Origin of the sequence: Nitratireductor thuwali (assembly GCF_036621415.1) — a bacterium.
Lineage (GTDB): Bacteria > Pseudomonadota > Alphaproteobacteria > Rhizobiales > Rhizobiaceae > Chelativorans > Chelativorans thuwali.
This window is the reverse complement of sequence record NZ_CP030941.1, coordinates 3,821,688-3,840,297: the sequence shown is the minus strand read 5'-3', so window position 1 is coordinate 3,840,297 and position 18,610 is coordinate 3,821,688. Positions and strand designations below refer to the sequence as shown.

General features: G+C 64.6%; 23 protein-coding genes. 15 read left to right on the top strand and 8 right to left on the bottom strand.

Going from position 1 to position 18,610, the window contains the following annotated elements; all coding sequences use genetic code 11:
• Nucleotides 1–108: 108 nt before the first annotated feature.
• Entirely contained in the window at nt 109–1,038 is a 930-nt protein-coding gene (locus tag NTH_RS18620) for an AAA family ATPase (RefSeq protein ID WP_338531425.1), read from the bottom strand.
• Between the two features lie 22 nt (nt 1,039–1,060).
• Nucleotides 1,061–1,555 (bottom strand): flavin reductase, encoded by a 495-nt coding sequence (locus tag NTH_RS18615; protein WP_338531424.1) that lies wholly within the window; start codon nt 1,553–1,555, stop codon nt 1,061–1,063.
• Between the two features lie 191 nt (nt 1,556–1,746).
• Here NTH_RS18615 and NTH_RS18610 point away from each other — a divergent pair, with 191 nt between their 5' ends.
• The 5 genes from NTH_RS18610 (at nt 1,747) to purB (ending at nt 6,519) form a co-directional block, all read left to right on the top strand.
• Entirely contained in the window at nt 1,747–2,817 is a 1,071-nt protein-coding gene (locus NTH_RS18610) for a branched-chain amino acid ABC transporter substrate-binding protein (protein WP_338531423.1), read from the top strand.
• The gene (locus tag NTH_RS18605; protein ID WP_338531422.1) at nt 2,814–3,842 is read left to right on the top strand and encodes a P1 family peptidase; all 1,029 of its coding nucleotides are present in this window, start codon (nt 2,814–2,816) and stop codon (nt 3,840–3,842) included. The genes NTH_RS18610 and NTH_RS18605 overlap by 4 nt, the downstream gene beginning before the upstream one ends.
• Nucleotides 3,843–3,844: 2 nt before the next feature.
• Nucleotides 3,845–4,573 (top strand): DUF2259 domain-containing protein, encoded by a 729-nt coding sequence (locus NTH_RS18600; RefSeq protein WP_338531421.1) that lies wholly within the window; start codon nt 3,845–3,847, stop codon nt 4,571–4,573.
• A 28-nt stretch (nt 4,574–4,601) separates the two neighbouring features.
• Complete coding sequence (locus NTH_RS18595) at nt 4,602–5,111, top strand: hypothetical protein (RefSeq protein ID WP_338531420.1); 510 nt, start codon at nt 4,602–4,604, stop codon at nt 5,109–5,111.
• Nucleotides 5,112–5,217: 106 nt separating this feature from the next.
• A complete protein-coding gene (purB, locus tag NTH_RS18590; protein WP_338531419.1) occupies nt 5,218–6,519 on the top strand; it encodes an adenylosuccinate lyase in 1,302 nt (433 codons plus the stop codon).
• Between the two features lie 24 nt (nt 6,520–6,543).
• Here the strand turns inward: purB and NTH_RS18585 are convergent, their stop codons facing one another.
• Nucleotides 6,544–7,350: a VOC family protein gene (locus NTH_RS18585; RefSeq protein WP_338531418.1), complete on the bottom strand. Its 807-nt coding sequence runs from the start codon at nt 7,348–7,350 to the stop codon at nt 6,544–6,546.
• A gap of 240 nt (nt 7,351–7,590) precedes the next feature.
• Between NTH_RS18585 and NTH_RS18580 the strand changes: the two genes are divergently transcribed.
• Nucleotides 7,591–8,142, top strand: coding sequence for an RBBP9/YdeN family alpha/beta hydrolase (locus NTH_RS18580; RefSeq protein ID WP_338531417.1), 552 nt, complete (start codon nt 7,591–7,593; stop codon nt 8,140–8,142).
• Here NTH_RS18580 and NTH_RS18575 read toward each other — a convergent pair.
• Nucleotides 8,139–8,903 carry an HpcH/HpaI aldolase family protein gene (locus NTH_RS18575; protein WP_338531962.1) on the bottom strand — a complete coding sequence of 255 codons (765 nt, stop codon included), beginning with the start codon at nt 8,901–8,903 and terminating at the stop codon, nt 8,139–8,141. The two genes, NTH_RS18580 and NTH_RS18575, sit on opposite strands and share 4 nt — an antisense overlap.
• Before the next feature lie 35 nt (nt 8,904–8,938).
• Nucleotides 8,939–9,259, bottom strand: a complete 321-nt coding sequence (locus tag NTH_RS18570) for a DUF1476 domain-containing protein (protein WP_338531416.1) — start codon at nt 9,257–9,259, stop codon at nt 8,939–8,941.
• A gap of 261 nt (nt 9,260–9,520) precedes the next feature.
• Between NTH_RS18570 and purC the strand changes: the two genes are divergently transcribed.
• The 5 genes from purC (at nt 9,521) to NTH_RS18545 (ending at nt 12,397) form a co-directional block, all read left to right on the top strand.
• Complete coding sequence (purC, locus tag NTH_RS18565) at nt 9,521–10,312, top strand: phosphoribosylaminoimidazolesuccinocarboxamide synthase (protein WP_338531415.1); 792 nt, start codon at nt 9,521–9,523, stop codon at nt 10,310–10,312.
• Between the two features lie 29 nt (nt 10,313–10,341).
• Nucleotides 10,342–10,584 (top strand): phosphoribosylformylglycinamidine synthase subunit PurS, encoded by a 243-nt coding sequence (gene purS, locus NTH_RS18560; protein WP_338531414.1) that lies wholly within the window; start codon nt 10,342–10,344, stop codon nt 10,582–10,584.
• 61 nt (nt 10,585–10,645) lie between these two features.
• On the top strand, nt 10,646–11,314 hold the full coding sequence (gene purQ / locus NTH_RS18555; RefSeq protein WP_338531413.1) for a phosphoribosylformylglycinamidine synthase subunit PurQ: 669 nt from the start codon (nt 10,646–10,648) through the stop codon (nt 11,312–11,314).
• The gene (locus NTH_RS18550; protein ID WP_338531412.1) at nt 11,311–11,757 is read left to right on the top strand and encodes a hypothetical protein; all 447 of its coding nucleotides are present in this window, start codon (nt 11,311–11,313) and stop codon (nt 11,755–11,757) included. The genes purQ and NTH_RS18550 overlap by 4 nt, the downstream gene beginning before the upstream one ends.
• Nucleotide 11,758: 1 nt before the next feature.
• Entirely contained in the window at nt 11,759–12,397 is a 639-nt protein-coding gene (locus tag NTH_RS18545; RefSeq protein ID WP_422392413.1) for a Pr6Pr family membrane protein, read from the top strand.
• A 61-nt stretch (nt 12,398–12,458) separates the two neighbouring features.
• On the opposite strand, the gene NTH_RS18540 is transcribed toward NTH_RS18545, so the two are convergent.
• Nucleotides 12,459–12,671 carry a DUF1127 domain-containing protein gene (locus tag NTH_RS18540; protein WP_338531960.1) on the bottom strand — a complete coding sequence of 71 codons (213 nt, stop codon included), beginning with the start codon at nt 12,669–12,671 and terminating at the stop codon, nt 12,459–12,461.
• Nucleotides 12,672–12,771: 100 nt separating this feature from the next.
• On the opposite strand from NTH_RS18540, the gene NTH_RS18535 reads away from it, so the two are divergent.
• Entirely contained in the window at nt 12,772–14,193 is a 1,422-nt protein-coding gene (locus tag NTH_RS18535; RefSeq protein WP_338531411.1) for a PLP-dependent aminotransferase family protein, read from the top strand.
• 128 nt (nt 14,194–14,321) lie between these two features.
• A complete protein-coding gene (gene purL, locus NTH_RS18530; RefSeq protein ID WP_338531410.1) occupies nt 14,322–16,526 on the top strand; it encodes a phosphoribosylformylglycinamidine synthase subunit PurL in 2,205 nt (734 codons plus the stop codon).
• 40 nt (nt 16,527–16,566) lie between these two features.
• Here purL and NTH_RS18525 read toward each other — a convergent pair whose 3' ends face one another.
• Complete coding sequence (locus NTH_RS18525) at nt 16,567–17,079, bottom strand: DUF1772 domain-containing protein (protein ID WP_338531409.1); 513 nt, start codon at nt 17,077–17,079, stop codon at nt 16,567–16,569.
• Nucleotides 17,080–17,167: 88 nt separating this feature from the next.
• Between NTH_RS18525 and NTH_RS18520 the strand changes: the two genes are divergently transcribed.
• On the top strand, nt 17,168–17,767 hold the full coding sequence (locus NTH_RS18520) for a TetR/AcrR family transcriptional regulator (RefSeq protein ID WP_338531408.1): 600 nt from the start codon (nt 17,168–17,170) through the stop codon (nt 17,765–17,767).
• Between the two features lie 117 nt (nt 17,768–17,884).
• Nucleotides 17,885–18,118 (top strand): BolA family protein, encoded by a 234-nt coding sequence (locus NTH_RS18515; protein WP_338531407.1) that lies wholly within the window; start codon nt 17,885–17,887, stop codon nt 18,116–18,118.
• Nucleotides 18,119–18,213: 95 nt separating this feature from the next.
• Here the strand turns inward: NTH_RS18515 and NTH_RS18510 are convergent, their stop codons facing one another.
• Entirely contained in the window at nt 18,214–18,549 is a 336-nt protein-coding gene (locus NTH_RS18510) for a hypothetical protein (protein WP_338531406.1), read from the bottom strand.
• Nucleotides 18,550–18,610: the final 61 nt, after the last annotated feature.

Genomic DNA, 18,610 nt, shown 5'->3' with positions numbered 1-18,610 from the left:
GTTTTTCTGCGCTCCGGTGCTCACGTACCTAATGTACGCTCCGCGCCGGTGCTCGAAAAACACCATTTTCGACTCGCCCTGATGACTTTCAAAACAGACTCTCAGCTCCTACTCCGCCTCCGCCAGCTCCGCCTTCACTTCCTTCAGGATGCGGGCGCCCTCGCCTTCGCCGAGGCGCGCAATGTCGTCCTGGTATTTCAGGAGCACGCCGAGCGTGTCGGACACGGTCTCGGGGTCGAGCGCGATCTTGTCGAGTTCGGTCAGGGCGCTGGCCCAGTCGATCGATTCGGCGACGCCCGGCACCTTGAACAGGTCCATTTCACGCAGGCGCTGCACGAAATGAACGATCTCGCGCGAAAGGCGCCTGTTGGCGTCCGGCACCTTGCGGGCGACGATTTCCAGCTCGCGGGCAGCGTCCGGATAGTCGACCCAGTGATAAAGGCAGCGCCGCTTGAGCGCGTCGTGGATTTCGCGGGTGCGGTTGGTGGTGATGACGACGATGGGCGGCTCTTCGGCGCGGATGGTGCCGAGTTCGGGGACCGTCACCTGATAGTCGGAAAGGATTTCAAGAAGGAAGGCCTCGAAAGCCTCGTCCGTGCGGTCGAGTTCGTCGATCAGGAAGACGGGGGCCGCGCCCGCCGCCCCGCCAAGCGCCTCGAGCACCGGGCGGCGGATCAGGTACTTTTCGGAAAAGACGTTGCGCTCCATCATGTCGCGATCCGCCGCGCCGGTGGCCTCGTCCATGCGGATCTCGATCATCTGGGCGGCGTAGTTCCACTCATAGACGGCGGACGAAACGTCCAGACCCTCGTAGCACTGCAAACGGATGAGGCGGCGGCCCAGCGAAGCGGCCAGAACCTTGGCGATCTCGGTCTTGCCGACGCCCGCCTCGCCTTCGAGAAACAAAGGCCGCTTCATCCTGAGGCTGAGGAACAGCACGGTCGCCAGCGAGCGGTCCGCGACGTAATCGGCCCGCCCGAGCATTTCGAGCGTTTCGTCTATGGATGCCGGCAGGGCGCGCGGCGCGATTACAGACATTTTTCCTCCGGCAGGCCGGCGATCAGAGCGTACGATAGCCGCGATCGTGATAAAGCAGCGGTTTCAGGTTAGCGCCCACGCGCAGGCCTGTCACCTTGCCGAAATAGATGCGGTGGGTGGCAAGGTCCTTGGTGTCCATCACGTGACAGTCGAAAACGGCGATGGCGCCTTTCAGGCAGGGCGCGCCGGAGGAAAGGGTCTCCCATTGGGCGAGCGCAAAACGTTCTTCCGGCGGCAGGCCGGTAAGACCCGAAAAGGCGTTGGACAGCTCTTCCTGGCCGGCGGAGAGCGTGTTGAGGGCGAAAACGCCGTTCTTGAGGAAAAGGTCGTTGTTGGGATTTTGCCTGTTGAGGCAGACGAGAACGATGGGCGGGTTGTCCGAAACGGAGCAGGCCGCGATGGCGGTGACGCCGCGCAGACCGGCCGCGCCGTCGGTCGTGACAATGTGCACGGCGCCGGCAAAGCGGGCCATGGCGTCACGGTAGTCCTGCGGGGCTATTTCATTGGTCTTCAGCACGGATGTCCTCGCCCGGTCGATATAGGTGCAATATTGGCGTTCGCAACCATGGGAGCGCACAACGCTCAGGATACGGCGCTCAGGATACGGCGCCGGCACGCTGTAGCGTGTTGCGCCACGCCGCGCCACCATTTACCAGTGGCTTGTGTGCTACATCCTGTAACATCGAGTTAGGCATCCAGTCCAAGTCCATGCGTTTTGCTGCAATCCTCATTCTCTTCGCCAGCCTCTGGGCCGGCCTGCCGGCCCGTGCCGACGGGCTGGCGGTCGGCATCGCCGCTCCCCTTTCCGAAGATTTCGAGCGACTGGGCAGGCAGTGGGTGGCGGGAGCCGAGGCGGCGGCGGAAACGCTGCCGGGCAGCGACATCAGCCTGTACATTGTGGACGATGCCTGTTCGGAAGAAGGTGGCGAACGCGCGGGGCGCAGCTTGGTGGAGGCCGACGTTTCGATCGTGATCGGCTTCCTGTGCACACCCGCCGTCGAAGCAGCCATGCCGATACTCGCCCAGGCCGGCATCCCGGTGATAACGCCAGTGCGCACCAACAGCCTGACCGACCAGCGCGCGAGGACGGGGTGGCCGATCTATCGGCTGGCGCCGCGCGCCGACGCCGAACAGGATGCGGTGGCGCAAATTCTCACCGCACGCTGGCGCGAGAAGCTCTTCGCCATCGTCGACGACGGAACGATCTACGGCCGCGAGCTTGCCGAACATTTGCGCGCCGAGGCCGAGCTTGCGGGGCTGGAGCCGGTCTTCTTCGACACATTCCGCCCGCAGATGGACAACCAGATCGGGCTGGTCGGCCGGCTGCGCCGGGCCGGCGCAACCCATGTCTTCGTCGGCGGCGACCGGGCCGATATCGCCATCATGGCGCGCGACGCGGCAAGTCTCGGCTACGACCTGACGATCGCGGGCGGCGAGGCGCTGCGGGCAGAGGACGGGAACGTGAAGCTGCCCGAGGGCGTGCTGATGGTCGGCCTGCCGGAGTGGCGGGAATTCGCGCCTGAGCGGACGCTGGAGTTCCTGGCCGACAGGAACATCGAGGCCGAGGGCTATGTGCTGCCCGGTTTCGCCGCGCTGCAGGTCGCCGCCGGTGCGGCAAAACGGGCCGCCGAGACGGAAGTCAGCCTTGCAGACGCGCTCGATTCCTATGCCTTCGACACGGCCATCGGTATTGTGCGCTTCGACCGAAAGGGCGACCTTGCGCGCCCGCTCTATGATCTCTTCCGCTACGACGGAGAAGAATTCGTGAAGGCCGAATGAGCTTCCGCCCAGGGAAACGGAACCTGATCACCGACGTGGCCGGCCTCAAGGTGGGCAACAGCGACGATGCGCGGCTGAAATCAGGCGTGACGGCGATCGTGTGCGAGACGCCCGCGGTGGCCAGCGTGCAGGTGTTGGGCGGGGCGCCGGGAACGCGGGAAACGGACCTGCTTGCCCCGCACAATGTCGTCGAGGCCATCGACGCGATTGCGTTGTCCGGCGGCTCGGCCTTCGGGCTCGACTCTGCGTCAGGCGTGCAGGCCGCCATGCGCGAGGCGGGGCGCGGCTTCGAGGTGGCGGGACATCGCGTTCCCATCATACCGGCTGCGATCCTGTTCGACCTCGCCAATGGCGGCGACAAGGACTGGGGGCGCTATGCGCCGTATCGCGAGCTGGGCTTCGCGGCGGCGGAAAATGCCGGCGAGACCTTCGAAATCGGCTCCCAAGGCGCCGGGGCAGGCGCTTTGACGGCCGGGCTGAAAGGCGGGCTCGGTTCTGCTTCGACGGTTCTGCCGAACGGCATCACCGTCGGAGCGCTGGTGGCGGTCAACGCGGTCGGCTCCGTCACGGTCGGCGGCAGCCGCCATTTCTGGGCGGCGCCGTTCGAGATCGGGGATGAGTTCGGCGGGCACGGCCTGCCTTTGCCCCTGCCGCCGGAGGCCAACGAGGTGGTCACCAAATTGGGGCTGGCCAAAGCCGGCGCGAACACCACCATCGGCGTCATCGCGACGGATGCAACCTTGACGAAGGCCGCCGCCAAGCGGCTGGCAATCGCCGCCCATGACGGTTTTGCCCGCGCCGTCTGGCCGGCGCACACGCCGCTCGACGGCGATCTCGTCTTCGGGCTTGCGACGGGCCGCAGGCAAGATACGCTGAGCCTGGAAGCGGGCATCGAGCTCTACGCTGCGGCGGCGGCGACCATGGCGCGGGCGATTGCGCGCGGCGTCTTTGCCGCCGTCAGCGCGTCCGGTGATATCATGCCGGCCTGGTCGGAACGATGGAAAGACGGAACGAAGGGAGCCTGACAATGCCCGGATTCGTGAGAATCGCAGCCTTCATCCTCGCCCTGGTCCCGCTGACCGCGCGGGCGGGCGACATGGCCACGGTCGAGATACTTGGCTTCAGCGCCGATGGCGGCGTCTTCGCCTTCGAGGAATACGGCGTCCAGGACGGTTCCGGATTCCCCTATGCCAACCGCTACTACATCGACACGGCGACCGATCGCTTTCTGCCGGGCACACCCGTGCGGGTGAGGCTGGAGGAGGATGGGGCGGGCTTGCAAGCCGCCCGCCAGCAGGCCCGGCAGCAAGGCGAGGCGATCGTGCCGGAGGAGGAGCTGAGCGCCAATAACGGCCATACCGTGGGGTGGAACGCCGTCACCGAACTCACCGCCAATCCACATCTGATTGCGGTGCTGCCGCAGCCAAACATGTCGCCGCTCTCGGCGCAGGACCCGCTTGCCTTCAGCCTGGAGGAGATTTCTCTGCAGGGACAGGAGTTTTGCAGCGATTTCGGCCAGACGAAGGGGTTCGAGTTGCTGCGGCTCGGAACTGCGGAGGGGCAGGAAGCGCAGATGATTCATGCGGATACGGCAATTCCCTCGAGCCGCGGATGCCCGCTCGGTTACTCCATTGCAGGCGTGCAAACCTTCTACCCGCCCGGCGGGGCGCCCGTGTTCGCGGTAATGATCGCCATCGAGGCGGTGGGGTTCGAAGGCTCCGACTACCGCTTCATCGCGGTCACGGGGCAGCTGTGACGGCTGCACGCCAGGGCCGATGCCGAAAATGACGCGCCGGCGGCTGGGAGCAGCGGCGGTGCATGGCTGGACAGCCCTGCCCTCGCTGGGCGTCGGCCTCGCGGGCTCCGTTCTGTGGGCCGCATTCGCCGGCGGCAGCGCCTTTCTCAACATCCAGCACTGGGAGACCGCCGGCCACCAGGCCGGGGTAACGGCCTTGTTCGCCGTGGGCGGGTTATTGGCGTTTGCGCCAGCGCTGTTCGTGGCTCGGATCGTCAGCGGAAGGCGGACCGACGCGGCGGGCCGGTTCGCCGCCATGTTCCTTTCGCTTGCCCTTGCCACGATAGGCATCACCGCGCTTCTGTTCGGGCTCGAATACCGCACCTACTATGCGGAGTGGCATGCGGACACCTTTTCCTATGTCTGGGGCCTCCAGCTCTTCTTCACGATGGCCAACGCGCTCTATCAGTTCGCCGTCATAGGGATGCGGCTCTACGTTCCCATCGGACTTGCGGCGCTATTCCTCTTCAGCCTGTGGTTTGCGCGGGCTGCGCGCTGAGCCTTAATCTGTGCGATTTCGGACGAGAGACCGGTATCGGCTTTTCCTGAAACCATGCGGGTGGTAGGAGGCTGCGGACAATCTCGAAACAGGCAGGCAACACGGCATGATCCCTCGTTACTCGCGGCCGGAAATGGCGGAAATCTGGTCCCCGCAATCGAAGTTCCGCATCTGGTTCGAGATAGAGGCGCATGCGGCCGACGCGATGGCCGAGCTCGGCATCGTGCCGAAGGAGGCCGCCAGGACCATTTGGGAGAAAGCGGGAAACGTCGAATTCGATATCGAGCGCATCGACGAGATCGAGCGTGAGACGAAGCATGACGTGATCGCCTTCCTGACGCATCTGGCCGAGATCGTGGGACCCGAGGCGCGCTTCGTCCACCAGGGCATGACGTCTTCCGACGTGCTGGATACCTGCTTCAACGTGCAGCTCGTGAAGGCGACCGACCTGTTGCTGGCGGATCTCGACGCGCTGCTGGCCGCGCTCAAACGCCGGGCCTTGGAGCACAAGGATACGGTCACGATCGGCCGCAGCCACGGCATCCACGCCGAACCCACCACCTTCGGCGTGAAGCTGGCGCAGGCCTATGCCGAGTTCGAGCGCTGCCGGGCCCGGCTCGTCAATGCACGCGAGGAAATCGCCACATGCGCGATTTCCGGCGCGGTCGGCACCTTCGCCAATATCGATCCGAGCGTGGAGGCCCATGTGGCGGAGAAGCTGGGGCTGAAGCCAGAGCCGGTCTCCACGCAGGTAGTGCCGCGCGACCGCCATGCCATGTATTTCGCCACGCTTGCCGTCATCGCCTCGTCAATCGAGCGGCTGGCAACGGAAGTGCGGCACCTGCAGCGCACCGAAGTGCTGGAGGCGGAGGAATATTTCTCACCGGGCCAGAAGGGCTCGTCGGCCATGCCGCACAAGCGCAACCCGGTGCTTTCGGAAAATCTTACCGGCCTTGCCCGCATGGTGCGCGCCTATGCGCTGCCGGCGATGGAGAACGTGGCGCTGTGGCATGAGCGCGACATCTCGCATTCCTCGGTCGAGCGGATGATCGGGCCGGATGCCACCGTGACGCTCGACTTCGCACTGCAGCGGCTGACGGGCATGATGGAAAAGCTCGTCGTCTACCCCGAGACGATGGAGAAGAACCTCAACAAGTTCCGCGGCCTGGTCCACTCGCAGCGCGTTCTGCTCGCGCTCACGCAGGCCGGCGTGAGCCGCGAAGACGCCTACCGTCTCGTCCAACGCAACGCCATGAGGGTGTGGGAACAGGGCGCTGATTTCCTTGAGGAACTGCTGGCCGACAAGGATGTTCGCGCGGCCCTGTCGGAGCAGCAGATCCGGGAGAAGTTCGACCTTGGCTATCATACGAAGCATGTCGACACGATCTTTGCGCGGGTGTTCGGCTGATCGTTTTGGACACGGCTTGACTGTTCAGCCGGTTGCGACGCGTATTTCCGTTCCCCACGGGTCATGCAGCACTTTTTCCTTATCGGAGCGGGTGTCGATGAGCCTCACCCATGCGAGCCCGGCGCGGCCGGGATCGCGCCGGCCGGCGCCGGCGCTGCGCCAGGCGTTGGCGCCGACGTGATGGTGATAGCCGCCGGACGCCAGAAACACGGCGGCCGCGCCGTAACGGGCCATCGTCTCAAGGCCCAGAACTTCGTTCCACCAAGCCTCCGCCGCGCGCGCGTCGCCGACGCGCAGATGAATGTGGCCGATCACGGTACCTTCGGGCGCGCCACGCCAGCCCGCATCGTTGTCGCCCAAAACGGATAGCAGCGCCCGATGATCCAGCGGCAAGGTCTTCATGGCGATGTTGCCGCCGTCCCATTGCCACTCGGCGCGGGGGCGGTCGGCGTATATCTCAATGCCGTTGCCCTCCGGGTCGCTCAGATAGACGGCCTCGCTGACCAGATGGTCCGAGGCGCCTTCCAGGGCGAGGCCGGCGGCGGCGGCGAACCGCACCCAGCGCGCCAGGCTTGCCCTGTCGGGCAGAAGGAAGGCGGTGTGAAACAGGCCGGCCTCGCGCGCATCGTCGGGCCGGGCCTGCCGGTCTTCCTCGATGCTCAGCAGCGGCCGGCCGGCCGCGCCGAGGCGAATCATGCCGTCATCGCGGCTCATGACCTCAAGCCCCACGATGGCTGTGTAAAAGGCCGCCAGCTTGTCGGCATCCCGGGCCTTGAGGCCGACTTCGCCGATGCTGACGGGGGTGGTGGCCGAAAAGGGAAGTACAGTCATTTCCATCTCCTGCGACGGACGGCGGATAAGGGGGGTAGGCTCGTCCGCAAGGCGTCGTCGTCAACCGGGCCCTGTGCCCAAATCGATGGGAGGAATGTGTCGATCAGGCGCGGGCGGCACAAGGGAAGCGATTGCGGACACGCTGTTCACTCTTTGGAGCGCAGGGGACCGGCGGAACTCGGGCGAACCGGCCGATGCGGCGGGTTGCGCGCAGGCACATCCGTCGCTAAATGGCGCGGCATGAAAGCCAAGGACGCCGACATCCTCATCATACCCGGCTACACCAATTCGGGGCCGGAGCACTGGCAGACGCGCTGGGAAAAGCGCCTGGCGACCGCGCGGCGCGTCGAGCAGGCCGAATGGTCGAAACCGGTCCGCGAAGACTGGGTGGCGAAGGTCACGGAGGCGGTGAACGAGGCCGAGCGGCCGGTGGTGCTCGTGGCTCATTCGCTGGGGGTCGCGGCAGCCGTTCACGCCATTCCCGAATACCGGAACCGGATCGCGGGCGCCTTTTTCGTCGCGCCGCCGGATGTGGCCAACGCGAAAATCCGGCCCAAGCACCTGATGACCTTCGGGCCCTATCCGCGCGAGCCGCTGCCTTTTCCCTCCATCGTCATCGCCAGCCGCAACGACCATTTCTGCGGCTACGAGGTGGCGGAAGACATTGCGGGCGCGTGGGGATCGCTGTTCCTGGACGCCGGCGAGGCGGGACATATCAATGCCGAATCAGGCTTCGGCCCATGGCCCGAGGGCTCGATGACCTTCGCGAAATTCATCTCGCATCTGAATTAGGCTTTTGATTCCAGGCTGTCGCGCGCCTTCTGGATGAAGCCGAGCGCGCCATGGGCAAGGTAGCCATATTCGCTTCCGAGCGCGAAAAGGCGGTATCCCATCGCGTAGCAGCGCCCCACCAGGGCCGGATCGACCATATAGATGGCGGCATGCTTGCCGGCGGCGGTCGCCTTTGCGGCGATCAGGGCGATGGCCTCCATCATGTCTTCGAGCGATGGATCGATTCTGGCGCCCCTGGTCCATGCGATGGAAAAATCGGAGGGGCCGACGAAGACGCCGTCAATGCCGTCGACAGCCAGTATGTCGTCGGCGATCGCCAGCGCCTCGCGCGTCTCGATCATCGCCAGCGCCAGGGTGCGCGTGTTCTGGGTTTGAAGCCAGCCCTGGCCGTCGTCCGCAGCGCCCGACCGCAGCATGGCTATGGTCGCGCCCCAGGAGCGCTCGCCCAGCGGAGGGTACTTCATGGCGGCGGCGAAGCGGCGCGCATCCTCGATCGTGTTGACCATCGGCGCGATGACGCATTCGGCGCCGAAGTCCAATGCGCGGCTGGCCATATCGAAACGGCCGACGGGAATGCGCACGATCGGATGCGGGCCACCCATCCGGACCGCCGGGACGGCCCGCAGGACGCTTTCCTCGCTGTGGCCGCCATGCTGCATGTCGAGCGTCACCGCATCGAAACCAAGACGGGCGACCGCCTCCGTCGTCAGCGGCTCGGGAATGGATGACCATGCGGTCAGCAGCGCTTCCCCCGCGGCCATGCGCTGGCCAAGCGTCGTCTCGGCCACAATCAAGCCTACTCGGCCTTGATCTGGTCGATCGCGACGAGAAGGAGGTCGGCCATCTCGCGGCGGATCTGGTGATCGCTCTGATCGATGCCGGCGGCATCGAAATCCCGGCGTATCTTGCGGAAGACATCCTCCTCGCCGGCTTCCTCCATGTCGGCCTTGACGACTTCCATGGCGTACCGGCTGGCCTCGTCGCCCGTCTTGCCCATCTTTTCAGCGGCCCACAGCCCAAGCAGCTTGTTGCGGCGCGAGATCGCACGGAACTTCAACTGCTCGTCGTGGACAAACCTGTTCTCGAATGCCTTTTCGCGGTCGTTCATGCTGCTCATGCTTTTCATCCTCCGGATCAATGCCCGCCGGGCGCGAGGGCGCCATCCCGTTCGACATGGTTGACAAGGACAAACCAGAAGGCGTGTGCCGGGTCAATATGCGGGCGTGCATTGGCGGCGCAATTCGCAGCCGCTGCGACAAATGGCGATTGAGGTGCACCGCGCTTTGCGCTAGAGACCGCTGGAGCTTGGGCCCTTTCTTTTGCCGCGCCGGTTTGTGCCCTGCCGATCCAGACGCGGCACTACAGACCAGAGAACGCCATGAACCGTCGCCGCCGCATCTACGAGGGCAAGGCCAAAATTCTTTATGAAGGGCCGGAACCCGGAACGCTCATCCAGTTTTTCAAGGACGACGCAACCGCCTTCAACAAGAAGAAGCACGAGGTCGTCGACGGCAAGGGCGTGCTGAACAACCGCATTTCCGAGTATATTTTCGAGCACCTCAACCGGATGGGCATTCCCACCCATTTCATCCGCCGGCTGAACATGCGCGAGCAGCTCATCAAAGAAGTGGAGATCATTCCGCTTGAGATCGTGGTGCGCAACGTGGCGGCGGGATCGCTGGCCAAACGGCTCGGCATCGAGGAAGGCACCATGCTGCCGCGCTCGATCATCGAGTTCTACTACAAGGCCGATGCGCTGGACGACCCGATGGTATCGGAAGAGCACGTGACGGCCTTCGGCTGGGCAAGCCCGCAGGAGATCGACGACATCATGGCGCTGGCCATCCGCGTCAACGACTTCCTTTCCGGCCTGTTCCTCGGCGTCGGCATCCAGCTCGTCGATTTCAAGATCGAATGCGGGCGGCTGTTCGAGGGCGACATGATGCGCATCGTCGTGGCCGACGAGATTTCGCCCGATTCGTGCCGGCTCTGGGATGTGGCCAGCAGGGAAAAGCTCGACAAGGACCGGTTTCGCCGGGATATGGGCGGGCTTGTCGAAGCCTATCAGGAAGTGGCGCGCAGGCTCGGCATCATGAATGAGAACGATACGGGAAAGCCGACCGGACCGGTGCTCGTCTCCTCCAAACCGGACGATGAAACCCGCCACTGAACTGCAGCGCGGCCAGGAGAATCGATAAAGTGCTGAAAGCCCGTGTGATCGTCACCTTGAAGAACGGCGTGCTCGACCCGCAAGGAAAAGCCATCGAAGGCGCGCTCGGCGGCCTCGGCTTCGAAGGCGTCGACCATGTGCGCCAGGGCAAGGTCTTCGACCTGCAGCTCGACACGGAAGACAGGGCGGCAGCCGAGACGCAGCTGAAAGCCATGTGCGAGAAGCTTCTGGCGAACACGGTGATCGAGGACTACATTATCAACGTCACCTGAGACGCCGTCTCGAGCGGTGACCATTCACAGAACGCCCTCAGAAACCTTACGATCCGGCCTCATGAAATCAGCCATCATCCAGCTCCCCGGCCTTAATCGCGACCGTGACATGATCGCCGCGCTGACCAAGATCTCCGGCCATGCGCCGCATCTGGTCTGGCAGACGGAGACGGCATTGCCCGATGTCGACCTGGTCGTCATTCCCGGCGGGTTTTCCTATGGCGACTATCTGCGCTGCGGGGCGATAGGGGCACGCATGCCGGTGATGCGTGCCGTCGCCGAGAAGGCGGCGCAGGGCGTGATGGTCATGGGCGTGTGCAACGGCTTCCAGATCTTGCTCGAAGCCGGCCTGCTGCCCGGCGCGCTGATGCGCAACGCATCGCTGAAATTCGTCTGCCGGGAAGTGAAGCTGCGCGTGGAAAACGCCAACACAGCCTTTACCCGCTTTTACCAGCCGGGGCAGATCATCCGCTGTCCCGTGGCCCACCATGACGGCAACTACTTCGCCGACGAGGCGGTGCTGAAGCGGATCGAGGGCGAAGGCCAGGTGCTCTTCCGCTACGCCGAGGGCACCAATCCCAATGGCTCGATGAACGACATAGCCGGCATCGTCAGCGAAAGCGGCAATGTTCTCGGCCTGATGCCGCATCCCGAAAACCTGATCGAAACGGCCCATGGCGGCGATGACGGTCGGGCGCTTTTCGAAAGCGTTCTGGGCAAAGCCGCGTGATTCGTCCTCCAGCCCATCCCCGGCCGCGCGGCCGGTGGAGGCGTGGCGCAACGCCGGCGGCGGGCGCGCTGGCGCTGGCCATTCTGGCCACGGGCTGCACGCCTGAGCCGATGGGGGGTCCCCTTGCCCTGACGGTGCAAGCCGACAGCCCGACCGTTGCTCTGCAGCACATCAACGAGGCGGGCGCGCGGTGCTGGATGCGCGCGCGGGACCGGGCATTCGACGGTCTGCGACTGGTCCCGGAACTGGACACGGCCGGCAGCCCGCGCCTTCTTCTGGTTCACTCGAAGAGGGCCCAGGGCTTGCCGGTCCTCGTCATCGAGGCTTCCGGCTCGCCGGTGAAAATCGAGACCTACGGGCCGCTCGCCACGACGTCGACTGGCGGACGGGTGAACGCGGACATCATGCGCTGGTCCGGAGGCAGCGCAGACTGCAAGGGCTGAGATGATGGTGCGCGTGCTCAATCTGGCCGGCGTTGTCATCGGCCTGTTCGCTCTGACACTGCAGTTCGCCATAACCGTGCCAGCCTCAATGGAGAACGGCCGCAGTCTCGGCGGTTCGATCATCTACTACTTCTCATTCTTCACCATCCTCACGAACATCCTGGTGGTGCTGACGCATCTGGCGGCGCTTGGCGGACGCCCGGCCTTTTTCCGCCGCCCAGAGGTTCGCGCGGGCGTGGCGGTGGCCATCGCTGCCGTAGGCCTGGTCTATTATCTGCTGCTCGCCGATCTTTGGCGCCCGCAGGGCCTGTTTCTGCTCTGCGACATGCTGCTGCATTACGCGGCGCCGGCCCTGTTCCTGGCATGGTGGCTGCTGGCAGGCGCCGACGGCAGCTTGCGCTGGCGCCATATTCCCTATTGGCTGGCCTACCCTGTGGGATACCTTCTCTACGTGCTGGCACGGGCGCCCATCGCCGGGGAGGTGCCCTATCCGTTTCTGGATACGCGGGTTCTGGGGTTCGGCGAAATCCTGCTGACCGTTGGAGGAATCGCCCTGCTTTTCCTCGTGCTGGGCAGCCTTGCCGTACTGGTGGACGATTTTCTGGGCGTGCGCAGAAGGAGCGCCCGCACGGCGCGCTGACCGGCCGGGGCCGCACCTGCCTCTATCGCATCTGGAATTGACCCGGTTTTCCTGGAACTGCTCATTTCCAGAACGGTTTGGCGGCTTCCCGAAAGGCATCGGCCCGCGAGATGCCGATGTCCTTCAACTGATGGTCGCTCAGTTCCTGCAGGGCCATCCGGGTGCGCCGTCTTTGGGCCATCAACTCGATCCTGCTGATGATCGCAAGCAGACGAAGGTCGAGAGGCAATCGGCGCCTGCGGCGGGCTGGCGTTGCGCGGGATGCCGGCCACATTGTATCTATTGTACACATTTTATCTCCGATTGCACCGTCAATTGCACCCTCCTCTTAGTGCATTGACACCTTCATTTTGGCAAGATACATAATTGCCACGATGACAAATTGGATGCCTGACCTCGCGCGGGGAACCGGACCGCTCTATCTTCGCCTGGCGGACCAGATCGAGGAGGATATCGAGCGCCGCGTGCTGCCTGCGGGCACGAAACTGCCGCCTCAGCGCAATCTCGCCTTCGACATCGGCGTGACCATCGGCACGGTCAGCCGGGCCTATGCGGTGGCGCGCGAGCGCGGACTGGTGAGCGGCGAAGTGGGGCGCGGCACCTATGTGGTGGACCGCGCGCAAGGCGCCCTCGCCCACCCCGGCTATGCAAGCCCTCCAGGAGATTTCGGGGGCACCCGCGAAATGGACGCGCCCGCCGGCAAGCTGCGCTTCGACAGCACCGCTGCCCCCTCGGTCGGCCAAGGCGAAATCATCGGCACGATCGTCGCCGGAATCATGTCCAGCCACGCCCACGACGTGGCGAGCTATGCCCGGCTCTTTCCCGACCATTGGTTTGAAGCAGGCAGCCAATGGCTCGCCAAGGGCAAGTTCCAGCCGCCAGCGGAGCGGATCGTCCCCACGCTCGGCGCCCATGCCGGCGTGGTGGCCATCATCGCGGCGATGACGTCGCCCGGCGATCACGTCGCCTTCGAGCATTTGACCTATTCCCACGTAGCGCGCAGCGCCGGGCTGATCGGCAGGCGGGTGACGCTGATCCAATCCGACGCGCTTGGCGTGGTGCCGGAGGATTTCGAGCGGCTTTGCGCGCAGCGCCACCCCAAGCTCGCATTCCTGATGCCGTCGGCCCACAACCCAACGACCAATACGATGCCGGCCGAACGGCGCCAGGCGATCGCAGAGATTGCTCGGCGCCACAATGTGTGGCTGGTGGAGGACAATCTTTACGGCGCGATGGCCGACGACGATCATCCGCTCATGGCCGAACTGGCGCCGGAGCGGACATTTCTTGTGGGCGGGCTTTCAAAATCGGTGGTGGCGGGGGTGCGCGGCGGATGGATCAGTTGCCCCAGCCATCTGGAGCGGCGCGTGCGCATCTCCCACCGCATGGTGACCGGCGGCTTGCCCTTTCTGCTGGCGGAGACCAGCGCAAGGCTGGTGCTTTCAGGCAAGGCGGCCGAAATCCAGCGGCGCTGCAAGGACGAGATCAATGCGCGGCTGGCGCTGGCCCGCGACGCGCTGGCAGGATTCAATGCGCAATGGCGACCGAACATCCCTTTCATTTGGCTCGAACTTCCCGATCCCTGGCTTTCCAGCACGTTCAAACAGGCGGCCTCCGACCGCGGCGTGCTGATAGACGATGCGGACGAGTTCAAGGCGGGGCGTTCGGAGCAGGTATTCCATCATGTGCGGCTCGGCATATCGGCGGCGCCACGGCGTGAGGACTTGTCGAAGGGCCTTGCCACGATTCGCCGGCTGCTAGAGGAAGGCAGCGCCGGGTATACCAGCTACGACTGAGCAGCGGCGCTGCCCGGTTTCTGCGATCCAGGCGCCATATCGGTCGTCTCATTTCCGAAAATCGATTTCGGTTTTCGGGCCGATGCTGTAAGGGATGCCTCTTATCGAGACAGCTTGCCGGACATCCGATGACCATCCCAAATGCCATCCGCATCACCGACGACCTGATTTCCGCCCATGGGCTGAAACCGGACGAATATCAGCGCATTCTCGACCTGATCGGCCGCGAGCCGACATTCACCGAGCTCGGCATTTTCTCGGCAATGTGGAACGAGCATTGCTCCTACAAGAGCTCCAAGAGATGGCTGCGCACGCTGCCCACCTCCGGGCCGCGCGTGATCCAGGGGCCGGGCGAGAACGCCGGGATCGTTGATATCGGCGACGGGCAGTGCGTCGTCTTCAAGATGGAGAGCCACAACCACCCGTCCTATATCGAGCCCTATCAGGGCGCGGCGACAGGCGTGGGCGGCATCCTGCGCGATGTCTTCACCATGGGCGCGCGGCCGATCGCGGCCATGAACGCGCTGCGCTTCGGCGCGCCGGATCATCCAAAGACGAAGCATCTGGTGGCGGGCGTGGTGGCCGGCATAGGCGGCTACGGCAATTCCTTCGGCGTGCCGACCGTCGGCGGCGAGGTGAATTTCGACGCCCGCTATAATGGCAATATCCTGGTCAACGCGTTCGCCGCCGGACTGGCAAACACGGACGCCATCTTCTACTCGAAGGCCGAAGGCGTCGGCCTGCCGGTCGTCTATCTGGGCGCCAAGACGGGCCGCGACGGCGTGGGCGGCGCGACGATGGCCTCGGCCGAATTCGACGCCGACATCGACGAGAAGCGCCCGACCGTGCAGGTGGGCGACCCCTTCACCGAAAAATGCCTGCTGGAAGCATGCCTGGAACTGATGAAGACGGGCGCGGTCATCGCGATCCAGGATATGGGCGCGGCGGGGCTCACCTGCTCGGCGGTCGAAATGGGCGCCAAGGGCGACCTCGGCATCGAACTCGACCTTGACCATGTGCCGGTGCGCGAGGAGCGCATGAGCGCCTACGAGATGATGCTGTCGGAAAGCCAGGAGCGCATGCTCATGGTGCTGCGGCCGGACAAGCGCGGCGAAGCGGAGGCCATCTTCCGAAAGTGGGGGCTTGATTTCGCGGTCGTCGGCAAGACGACGGACGATCTGCGTTTCCGCATCCTGCACCAGGGCGAAGAAGTCGCGAACCTGCCGATCAAGGAGCTCGGCGACGAGGCTCCCGAATACGACCGGCCCTGGATCGTGCCTGCGGCGCCCGCGCCCCTTGGTGCGGTGCCGCAGACGAACGCGGCCGATGCGCTGTTGAAGCTCATCGGCTCGCCGGACCTTTCATCGCGGCGCTGGGTATGGGAACAGTACGACACGCTGATCCAGGGCAACTCGCTGCAGATACCGGGCGGCGATGCCGGCGTAGTGCGCGTCGAGGACCATCCGACCAAGGCGCTTGCCTTCTCGTCCGACGTGACGCCGCGCTATTGCGAGGCGGACCCCTTCGAAGGCGGCAAGCAGGCGGTTGCCGAATGCTGGCGCAATCTCACGGCGACGGGTGCGGAACCCCTGGCGGCCACCGATAACCTCAATTTCGGCAATCCCGAGCGCCCCGAGATCATGGGGCAGTTCGTGCGCGCGGTGCAGGGAGTGGGCGAAGCCTGCAAGACGCTGGGCTTTCCCATCGTTTCGGGCAACGTTTCGCTTTACAACGAGACGCTCGGCCAGGGCATCCTGCCCACGCCGACGATCGGCGGGGTCGGGCTTATTCCCGACTGGAGCCGGATGGCCAAGATCGCCTTTGCGGGCGAGGGCCTGGCAGTCCTGCTGCTGGGCGGGCCTGATGGCTGGGGCACGCATCTGGGCCAGTCCGTCTATCTGCGCGACATCCATGGCCGTGTCGAAGGCCCGCCGCCGCCGGTCGACCTCGACGCGGAACGGCGGACCGGCGATTTCGTGCGCGGGCTCATCCGGGCTGGGCGCACCACGAGCGTGCATGACTGCTCCGACGGCGGCCTGGCCGTCGCGCTCGCCGAGATGGCGATGGCATCAGGCATCGGCGCTGCGATCGATGCGCCCGGCGGAGATACGGCAGAGACGTTCTTTGGTGAGGACCAGGGCCGTTATGTCGTCGCGATGGCAGAGGACATGCGCGACGCGGTGGTCGCCGAAGCGCGGAAGGCCGGCGTTTCCGCGCATATGCTTGGCGTGACGGGCGGAACGGACCTCAAGCTCGGCGATGCACGCGCCGTGCCGGTCTCTGAGTTGAAGGCAGTCCACGAAGGCTGGTTTCCGGCTTTCATGGACGGATAGACGTCCGGCGACAGGTGCGCCGGCAGCCGCCCTTCCCGTCTTATCGGAGGCGCGAAACGGCGGGCCGCAATCTCGTGACTGCAAACCCCGCCAGCGCCAGGGCGATGCCTGACGCCACAGTTCGCATCTGGTTCCAGAACTGCCACCGCCCCGAATAGTCCTGCCAGATTTCGCCCGCGATCTCCATGTCCGCAGGAACGGGCCTAGCGGCCAGCGCTTCGTTCATCGGCACGTTCACCGCCATGGTGAGGGCGAGCCCGAACACCAGGTAGACGACGGCGGCCAGCAGGAACCATGGCGCGGCCGACCTCTGGCCTAAATAGTGCGAAACCGCCGCCGTTAGCGCCAACACCACGGGCGTCAGGAAGAACGCTGGAAAGAACGCAGCATTGCGGACCGAGGCATTCATCGCCTGCATGGCTCCGATCGCGACGCGCGGATCGGCCTGGTCGAGGCCCCACATGGTGGAGCAGACCCAAGCGTAGAAGAATCCGAATATCGCACCACAAAAGATCAAAGACAGGATCGATAGCGCGAGCAACAATCTGGGCATGACCGCCTCCGGAACCGTACTCTCATGTACGTATTTACTTATCCGTACAAACATGTACGTCCTTGGTCAAGATGCTTCGGAGATGTTCATGCGCAAGGAGACAAGGGCCGAACGGCACCGTCAGATCGAGAAGGTGGCCTACAAGCTGGTGCGGGAACGCGGCTATGGCGCCACATCCATGCTGGCAATTGCCAGGGAAGCCAATGCTTCCAACGAGACTCTATACCGCTGGTACGGCGGCAAGCGCGGACTGTTCAAGACGATGGTCGAGCGCAACGCCAGCGAAACGCAAGCAAGGCTTGAGGCGGCATTGAGCAGCGGCGCCGACCCTATGAGCGCGCTGGAGGAGATCGCCCCGATCCTGCTTTCGATGCTGCTGGGCGAGAAGGCCATAGCGCTGAACCGGGCCGCAGCAGCCGACGAAAGCGGAGAATTGGGCAAAACCATCGCCGCCGCGGGCCGCGACCGGGTGTTCCCGTTGATCGAGAGACTGATCGGACGGGCCATTGCGGACGGAATGCTGGCCGCCCCCTCGGCCCACACGGCCACGGAATGGTTCCTGAGCCTTTTGATCGGCGACCGGCAGATCAGGCGCGCCATCGGAGCAATTCCCCCGCCTTCGGGATCGGAAGCGGAGTCGTGCGCCGCCGACGCGGTCGCGGCGTTCAGAAAACTCTGCTCCGCGTGACCGGTCCCGCTCTCCAAAACGGGCTTGGAAAGCGGGGTTTGTCGCCGACCACAATTGACCTCGCCCGCCCGAACCGCCATATCTCGTTCAAGAGCAATCCTGGAGACAGCGCAGCCCATGGCCATGAACGCCGCCGACATCGAACGCTTGATCAAGGAAAGCATTCCCGACGCCAAGGTGACGATCCGGGATCTTGCCGGCGACGGCGATCACTATGCGGCCGAAGTGGTGGCGGAGAGCTTTCGCGGTAAGTCGCGCGTTCAGCAGCACCAGATGGTCTATGACGCGCTGAAGGGCAGGATGGGCGGCGTTCTGCATGCCCTCGCGCTGCAGACGAGCGTGCCGGAGTAGCGTAACGAAGGGGTCTCCGCGGACATTGTGCTTCGCGCCGAGAGCGGCATCTCGAAGATCGCGAATTATCGACCGCCCCGTCTTGGGCATAGCTCCTATTCCTCGACGTAGCGCCTTGCCATCTGGATTTCCGCGCGCAGGGCTGCGGCCTCTTCCGCCTTACCCAGCCGGTCGAATTCGGCTGCTGCATGGGCCCGCTTTTCGATCTCCCTTGAAACTAGGGCGCGCACCTCCTCCCTGCTCAGAAGGCGCCTTTCGGCTTCCGCGGATCGATCGCGGAAATCGTGGCGCACGACAGAGGCCGGCTCGCTGAGGCCGGGCGCGGCTTCGGCATTGTCGATCGCCGCGATCAGCTCCCGAATGAGGGCTGCTTCGCGTTTCCTTGCAAGCTTCATCGCCAAACCGAGATTGGCGCGTAGGCGCGACCTCATCTGTGCTCCGCAATCTTCCGTCATCTGCATGCACTTTTCAGGATTGCGCACTGGCTTATTG